General features: G+C 43.5%; 8 protein-coding genes. 1 reads left to right on the forward strand and 7 read right to left on the reverse strand.

Annotated elements, in window-relative coordinates:
* Positions 1-144: 144 nt before the first annotated feature.
* The 6 genes from BMX84_RS11970 to BMX84_RS11995 form a co-directional block, all read right to left on the reverse strand.
* Positions 145-948: an ABC transporter ATP-binding protein gene (locus tag BMX84_RS11970; RefSeq protein WP_091490172.1), complete on the reverse strand. Its 804-nt coding sequence runs from the start codon at positions 946-948 to the stop codon at positions 145-147.
* Positions 933-1,862 (reverse strand): ABC transporter permease, encoded by a 930-nt coding sequence (locus BMX84_RS11975; protein ID WP_091490174.1) that lies wholly within the window; start codon positions 1,860-1,862, stop codon positions 933-935. Before BMX84_RS11975 ends, BMX84_RS11970 begins: the two co-directional genes overlap by 16 nt.
* A 13-nt stretch (positions 1,863-1,875) precedes the next feature.
* Positions 1,876-2,868 carry an ABC transporter substrate-binding protein gene (locus tag BMX84_RS11980; RefSeq protein ID WP_091490177.1) on the reverse strand — a complete coding sequence of 331 codons (993 nt, stop codon included), beginning with the start codon at positions 2,866-2,868 and terminating at the stop codon, positions 1,876-1,878.
* Positions 2,869-3,293: 425 nt separating this feature from the next.
* Entirely contained in the window at positions 3,294-3,671 is a 378-nt protein-coding gene (locus BMX84_RS11985; RefSeq protein ID WP_091490181.1) for a hypothetical protein, read from the reverse strand.
* Positions 3,672-3,874: 203 nt separating this feature from the next.
* Positions 3,875-4,195 carry a YjgN family protein gene (locus BMX84_RS11990; RefSeq protein WP_091490199.1) on the reverse strand — a complete coding sequence of 107 codons (321 nt, stop codon included), beginning with the start codon at positions 4,193-4,195 and terminating at the stop codon, positions 3,875-3,877.
* A 263-nt stretch (positions 4,196-4,458) separates the two neighbouring features.
* Positions 4,459-6,018 (reverse strand): FAD-dependent oxidoreductase, encoded by a 1,560-nt coding sequence (locus tag BMX84_RS11995; RefSeq protein ID WP_091490184.1) that lies wholly within the window; start codon positions 6,016-6,018, stop codon positions 4,459-4,461.
* A gap of 163 nt (positions 6,019-6,181) precedes the next feature.
* On the opposite strand from BMX84_RS11995, the gene BMX84_RS12000 reads away from it, so the two are divergent.
* Entirely contained in the window at positions 6,182-6,763 is a 582-nt protein-coding gene (locus tag BMX84_RS12000; RefSeq protein WP_091490189.1) for an SOS response-associated peptidase, read from the forward strand.
* A gap of 292 nt (positions 6,764-7,055) precedes the next feature.
* Here BMX84_RS12000 and BMX84_RS12005 read toward each other — a convergent pair whose 3' ends face one another.
* A complete protein-coding gene (locus BMX84_RS12005; RefSeq protein ID WP_091490193.1) occupies positions 7,056-7,472 on the reverse strand; it encodes a hypothetical protein in 417 nt (138 codons plus the stop codon).
* Positions 7,473-7,898: the final 426 nt, after the last annotated feature.

Below are 7,898 nucleotides of genomic sequence, written 5' to 3' on the forward strand. Positions count from 1 at the left end.
GTATATGTGCCCTTCATGAACCAGCAGGAGTTTCGAAGGTCACAAAAAGATAGTATATGTGCCCTTCGCAGATCGCAGAACATACTGAGGGTCACAAAAGGTCCTTTAATATGAAAAAACCAAGTCCGAAGACTTGGTTTTTCTTTATGCAAGCAGGAGAGCATCTTCCGATACGTCACTGCCGCTGTTCTTCTTGAATAGGTTGAGTAAGTCTGGAACGGTAAGGTTTTTCTTTTCTTCGCCGGAGACGTCCACGACGATGCGACCGTTGTTCATCATGATCAGGCGGTTGCCGTAGTGGATCGCTTGTTCCATGTTATGCGTGATCATCAAGGTTGTCAGGTTCTTTTCCTTGATGATTTGATCCGTCAAGTTCAGAACCATTTGACTGGTTTTCGGATCCAGTGCTGCCGTATGCTCGTCTAAAAGTAACAACTTTGGTGTGACGAGTGAGGCCATGAGCAGTGTCAAAGCTTGACGCTGACCACCGGAAAGGAGTCCCACGTCCATTTTCAAGCGGTCTTCGAGCCCGAGCCCCAGTTTTTTCAGCTCATTTCGGTAAACCTCGCGCTCTTTTCTGCGGATGCCTCGACCGAGCCCGCGCTTTTTCCCGCGCTTCCAGGCGATGGCCAGGTTCTCTTCGATACTCAAGCGGGAAGCCGTCCCCATCTTGGAATCCTGGAACACACGGCTGATGTGAGAAGCCCGTTTATAGGCAGACTCTTTCGTGATATCTGATCCACCCAGCAGGATCTCTCCTTCATCGACAGGGAAACTTCCGGCGATACTGTTCAGGAAAGTGGATTTTCCGGCTCCGTTACCCCCGATGACCGTAATAAAATCACCTTCATTTACGGTGAAATCGATACCTTTCAAAACATGGTTCTCATTGACCGAGCCTGCTTCAAATGTCTTATGGATATTCTTCAGTTCTAACGCTGTAGCCATGATAAAGCACCGCCTTTCTTAGTCGTTTTTGAAACGTTAACTTTGCTTTTCGGTTTAGACAAGCGATCCTGAACGGCAGGCAGGCGTAAAGCCAGTGCCAGTAGTATCGCGGAGAATATCTTCAAGTCCTGCGGGTTCACGTTCATTTCTAAAACGATCAGGATGAGCAGACGGTAAATGACTGAACCTAAAACAACTGTCATCAAACGTTTTGCGATCGATAAGTTACGGAAAAACACTTCACCGATAATGATAGAAGCCAGACCGATAACGATGGTCCCGATCCCCATGCTGATGTCCGCGTAGCCGTTGTTCTGGGCTAAAAGGGCACCGGATGTCGCGATCAGGCCGTTGCTCAGCATATAGCCGATCACTTTCATCACGTTGGTCCGGATACCGTTCGCTTCACTCATTTCATTATTGTCACCGGTTGAACGAATAGCCAGGCCCACTTCAGTGTGAAAGAACATATGAAGGGCAAGGATAACGTGTCCAACAGCGATCGATCCAACAAGCAGGACAGCATTCGTTTTGTTCAAGCCGAAACTTTCGACTGTTCGAATCAGCGTTCCTTCACCAAGCAGTGAAATATTGGCTTGTCCCATCACACGTAAGTTAATCGAGTAGAGACCAGTCATCGTGATGATACCGGACAAGAGTGCTGGGATCTTCCATTTCGTATAAAGGAATCCTGATACAAAACCGGCTGCCATGCCACCCAGAAGTGCGATCAGGACGGACAGCCAGGGAGCCACGCCGTTCACGATCAGACTGGTACTGACGGCAGCTCCTAAAGGGAAACTGCCTTCAGCCGTTAAGTCGGCGACATTCAATATTCTAAATGTCAGGTAGACACCGATCGCCATGATTGCCCAGAGCAGGCCTTGCGAGATACTTGATAATAGTAAAGCCATGAATAGTTCCTCCTTATTCCTCTGAAAGTGAGATGCTGTCTGGATCGATACCTAAAGCATCCGCCATGTCTTCATTGACGTAGAGTTCCAGTTCGTCAGACATTTGTACGGCCATCGTTTCAGGTGATGCATCATTTTCAATGATTTCCAACGCCATCTGTGCTGTTTGACGGCCAAGAGACTCATAATTGATGCCGTAAGTGGCTAGTGCACCGGCTTCGACCTGATCAGTCGATCCTGCAACGACAGGTAGCTGGTATTCCATGGCGATTTCACCAACAGTATCCGCTGTACTTGCCAACGTGTTGTCTGTCGGGATGTATAGGCCGTCGACATCTGACGCCAGACTGGTCAGGACCTGCTGCACGTCGTTCGTCGTTGTGACTGTTGAGACCTGAACTGTTACACCGGCGGCTTCCAGTTCTTCAATGGCCATATTAGCCTGGATCTCCGAGTTCGGTTCACTGGAGTTATAGATGATTCCGATTGTTTCAGCGTCAGGAACGATCGACAGCAGCAACTGGATCTGTTCTTCGATAGGCACCATATCGCTTGTGCCGGTGGAATTAGCTCCGGGCGCGTCATTGCTCTCGACTAAGCCGGCATCGACGGGGTCTGTGACAGCGGTGAACAAGAGTGGTTTTTCCTGTTCAGCTGTAGCCAAGGCCTGAGCCGCCGGTGTCGCGATGGATAGCATCAAGTCATTGTTTCCGGACAGTTGTTCACTCATACTCTGAAGATTCGACTGGTCACCCTGGGCGTTCATCACATCGAAGGTGATCGATTCACCGTCGACGTAGCCGGCATCTTCCAGTTCAGCGATGAAACCGTCTTTGGCGGCGGTCAGGGAATTATGTTCCATGAACTGCAGGATACCGACGTTAACTGTTGCCTGCTCCCCGGCGGCACTTTCTCCCGTATCATCGGACCCGCAGGCTGCTAAAGTCAAGCCCACTAGTCCCATCACTGCCATACCCATTGCTTTCTTTGTCATTAATTTTCTCATCTTTTTCTCCCCCTATGATTTTCTTCTTTTTTTTGAGTTAACGATAGGTCAACTCGCTCTTTCTAAAAATAAAAACACCCATCTAGATATAAATAATCTAAATGGGTGCCCCAAAAGTTCACGCGTATGTTAGCCACTTAGATTATTTCATCTATGTGGCTAAATTTGATCAACTCAAATTTCTTTAGCCATCACAGATACAAAATCAGTTTTTATGCTGATGTTTGCATCCACGATGTCGGCGTGTCTACAAACAGTATCTAAAATAGCTAAAGTAGAAGTGATTCAATTGTTTAGTATGAAGCTGTGTCATTAACATCGTCGTCACTCCTGTAAAAGTTGATGTTCCTAGAATACGAGATAAATGAGAGTAAGTCAAGAGAAATATTAAATTATTTTAATTTAATTGATTTTTATTCACAGAATCAGTCCATTAAGTCTTCGTACACATCTCTGTCGATTTCTCGGGCATGCTTTATCTGCAGCTGTTCGTCAACTAAGCCAGGAGTCGTTTCGACTAATAAGACAGTGTCGTCTCCGCTGTCTAATGTAAAGAACTGGCTGATGTGTGAACTATCTTCTATAGGAAGGTAGTTTGAGATGATGTCAACAGTCTGTTCGTTATCCGTGGCTTCGCTGAAAGACAAGTCTCCGGCCAAGTCCTCAAATATCATTATTTCATCCAGCAGTTCCGCGCTCGTTTGTGGTCTTGAATTCTCAAAAATGATCCATGCACCTAATCCGATAATACTGATTATAAGTAAAGCTATCCCTATTGTTTTTCTTTGATTATTATTTACCATAATGTAGCCATCCTTTGGAATCAATAGTTTTACTGATTTGTCACTCACAAAATAGAACAGACGATCAGTATTTGATCTGTGTCTTTACATTACTATAAAAGCGGTTACATTTAAACCCTTATTTTATAATAGAAGAGATGAATTTTGGTGACTAAAAAATTCTTTAAGCTAAAAGTTGCCCAAAAGGATATCTTAGTTATGTATCATTGAACAAAGTGCGTGTGTTTGGCTTTCCAGTCTTCGAGCTTGATATTGACCCAGAAGCCGTATATGCCAAAAGTTAGTACGGTAAGTGCCCACCATTTGAGCCAGTTGCCGAACAGTCCGACAGCGGAGCCGGAAAATGACATGCGTCTACCGTCAATAACCGTATGATTGATCTTCCAGGCAAAAAGCCGGCACAATACCCACGGATATAAGAGTCCCAACGAGAATAAAGTGAGAATCGCTCCTAACACCGACCAGGCGATCAGTTCAAACAATCCTCCGTCAAAAAATGAAGGTCTTCCATACTTTTGTTCCATACCTGCTTGTGAAACTGTGGCCATACCTATCTCTCCTTATCCTGTTTAGTTTCTGCATATCCCTATATAAGTTATGTATATTTATAATGATAAAGGAATAAATTTATATTGCAATAGATGTTAAGAATATCATAGTAAGTTTATTGCTTGTGTTTGGATCTGATATTTACCAAGACAGATAAAAAAGCCTATAAGTTTAAAACATGCTAGAAGTCCGTCAGATGATCCATCACCTGGCGGACTTCTGAATAGCATTTCTAACTTTACTCCACAGATTTTTTCTCATCCACTTTCTTCAGCGGTTTCACTGCCGGTCCGTTCAGTACATCGCCCGAGTAGGAGAAGCGGGAACCGTGGCATGGGCAATCCCAAGATCGTTCACTGTTGTTCCAGTTCAAACCGCACCCCATATGCGAGCAGGTCGTCTTGACCAGGTGCAGCTCGCCGTTTTCGTCGCGGTAGCCGCCCAATTTTTTTCCGCCAATGGATACCAGTCCGCCTTCGTCCAAGTCTAAATCTTCCGGCGACTTGTCAGGGCGCTGCAGTTTCGTTTCCAGCAGATTCTTACCTACCGATGTATTCTTCTTGGAGAAGCGCTGGATGTCTTTTCCTTTCAGCTTATTCCGTGTCGGATCAAATAATTCCACGTAGTCATTTTCTTCTCCGTTTATGATATCAGTCAATATCTTAGCGGCAGAAACGCCCATCGCCATGCCCCATTTATTGAAGCCGGTCGCGACCAAGACATTTTCTGATGTGCGGGTCATTTGTCCGATATACGGCACTTTATCCAGTGTGGTCATATCCTGTGCGGACCAGTGATACTCCACTTCTTCAAGCTCAAACCATTCTTTGCCAAAGGCCAAAAGATTCTCAAAGTGGACCTGGTTGGGCGGATTGCTTTTACCGGTCTGGTGACTGTCTCCACCGATCAGGAACAAGTCGTTACCATTTTCGACAGGGATCGACCGCAGTGAACGGATAGGGGACTCGGCGCTGATATACATACCATCAGGGATCGGTTTATTGATTCTTCCGGCGATGGCATAAGACCGGTTGATGGACAGTTTTGAAAAATAAAGGCCGTCAAAATCATTGAAGGGGTAGTGTGAAGCCACAACGATCTCGTCATAGGATAAAACAGCCCCGTTTTCCATCGTTACTGTGTTGTCACTTTTGGAAAGTTTAACGGCACGCGTACGGTCATAGATTTGGCCGCCTAAACGCGACACTTCATCCAGCAGTCCTTTCAAGTATTTAACAGGATGAAACTGGGCCTGGTAGGGCATAGTCAAGGCAGCTAACGTCTCAAAAGGTAAGTCCCTCAGCTGACCATGTGTCAGCGTCCCGTTGATATCAAGCGTTTCGTAGGCGCGGGCTTCTTTTTCGATCTGCTTAAGCCCTTTGGCACTGGATGCAAAGACGACCGCATCTTTTTCTTCAAAATCACAGTCGATGTTCAACTCTTTTGACGTCTCACGGATGAAGTCGAGCCCATCCCGGTTGGCTTCATAATAGAGTCGGGCTTTTTCTTTGCCGAAGGTCTGGATCAGTTCATTGTAAATAAGGGCATGCTGGGCCGTGATCTTTGCGGTCGTGTGGCCCGTCACGCCATGGAAAAACTCTCTGGCTTCGACTAACGTCACTTTTTTCCCGGCTTTAGCCAGTAAGTAAGCCGTAACGATGCCGACAATCCCGCCGCCGATAACGGCGACCTCTGTCGATTCATCTTGAATTAAAGGAGAGAAGTGAGGTCTCTGATGTGAGTGCCAGTAGGAATTAGGAAACTGCGAGATCTGTGAATCTGGTTGTTTATTATCCATGGAAATCCTCCCTATACTATAAAGTGTTAACGTTTTCTTGAGTATAGCACGCTCCTTTTCAGAATGAAAAAGATACCCATTCCCAAAGGCTCTATAGGATGTTATGAGTCGCCCTTTCCCGCGGTTTTTGATACGATGAAGGAGACAAAAAGGAGTGAGCGAGATGTGTGGAAGATACGGATTGACGGCTTCTTATAAAGAACTGAAAGAACGCTATGACCTTGAAGATGACGGCTATTCATTTGAAGAAAGCGAAGAGATTTTTCCGACGACTGAAAATATCGTGTTGTTGCCCAATCAGCGCCTGCATCCTGTGAAGTGGGGATTCGAACCGAGCTTTGCCAAGCGCCCGCTGATCAATGCACGCTCAGAAAGTGTTTTGGAGAAAAAGACTTTTAAAGAACCCTTTGCCAAAAAACGCTGCATCGTTCCGGCGACGTACTTTTTCGAGTGGCAGCCGATCGAAGGGCAGAAGAAGAAGGACAAGAAAAAAATCGCAGTCAAAGACGTGCCGATTTTTTCCATGGCCGGTATCTGCGAACGCTACACTGACGATAACGGCGACAATTACCTGACTTACGCGATCCTTACCACAGAGGCCAACGACCAGATGCGTCCCATCCATGACCGCATGCCTGTGATACTGAATCCTGAAGATGAAAAACAGTATCTTGACTTGGATGCTGATCCGAAAGACGTTCAGACACTGTTAAAACCGACATCCATAGAATTAACTATAGAATAAGAACTCAATCTAATAATAAATAGTACTATTTGTAGAGTCGTGTTAGTCAGGTTTTTTTGAGGAAAATCCAGAATGTTTTCTACCAGTTTATTATGTAAGTATAATGGTTCTTATTTTTTGATTTCTTCAAACATTAAGGGTCTACTTATTAAATATGATTAGAATTCAGGATCCGAAATATAATAGAGCACGATAATTTTAAACAAAACGTTTAAAGTTATCATGCTCTCAAATGTTTATGCCTTCTAATTGGCTACACCATATATTATTTGTATTGCTGTTTTTAAAAGTATTAAGAGAAACCATAAAAAAACAACATAAAAGGAAAGTACCCCATAATACCTAAACCTACTAAGAGAAGGGCCAGTCCTGTTAGTGTTATATATTTTGTTGTTTTCGAGAAAGCATCGGATCGGAATAACCACATTCTAAACAGCAGCATCATCGCTAAAATCAAGGGAATAAAAAGTAAAAAGTAAAAAGTAGCTAAACCTTCAAAATAGATTCCAGCTGCTTCTGTTGGTGTAGATATGGCGTCATAAAGGAACATAGGAAACCCGACCAAAAATATAAGGAAACTGGAATTCACCAAAATTGAATAAATACGAAATTTGTTTTTATACTTCTTAGAAAATTTGAGGTTAAACGAAATAAGAATATGTATTGCAGAAATTATAAGTGCTGATGGAACATTCATTGGAAACGACATTTAAATCTCCCCTTTAATTATACAATATAAATATATAGTATTTTACGACGTTTTATTTCATTAAAGAAGTCTTAAAAAACTACCAGTTTAAGAAATTCACCAAAACATAACCTATAAATACCACAACAAGTAGAAAAGTGGATAGTTTTAATAATATATACATACTGAATCATGAGGATGCTTTTTCTTTAGCTATCTCTTTATCTATATTATGTTTATCCATTACAATTTACCCTCTTAATATAAGGTTTATGATGTCATTATAACACTATCACTCAGCACGCATTCACTTTAATTATTAAAATCTTTATAGACTACGATATCCAGTTCACTTAATATTGGTATTACGTCAATATCTTGGACACGATTTAAGAGAATTTCTTAATGAAACATGGACCCGTTTTGAGGCCTCAAGGTTTCGGTAAA

The organism is Alkalibacterium putridalgicola (assembly GCF_900109825.1).
Classification (GTDB): Bacteria; Bacillota; Bacilli; order Lactobacillales; family Carnobacteriaceae_A; genus Alkalibacterium; species Alkalibacterium putridalgicola.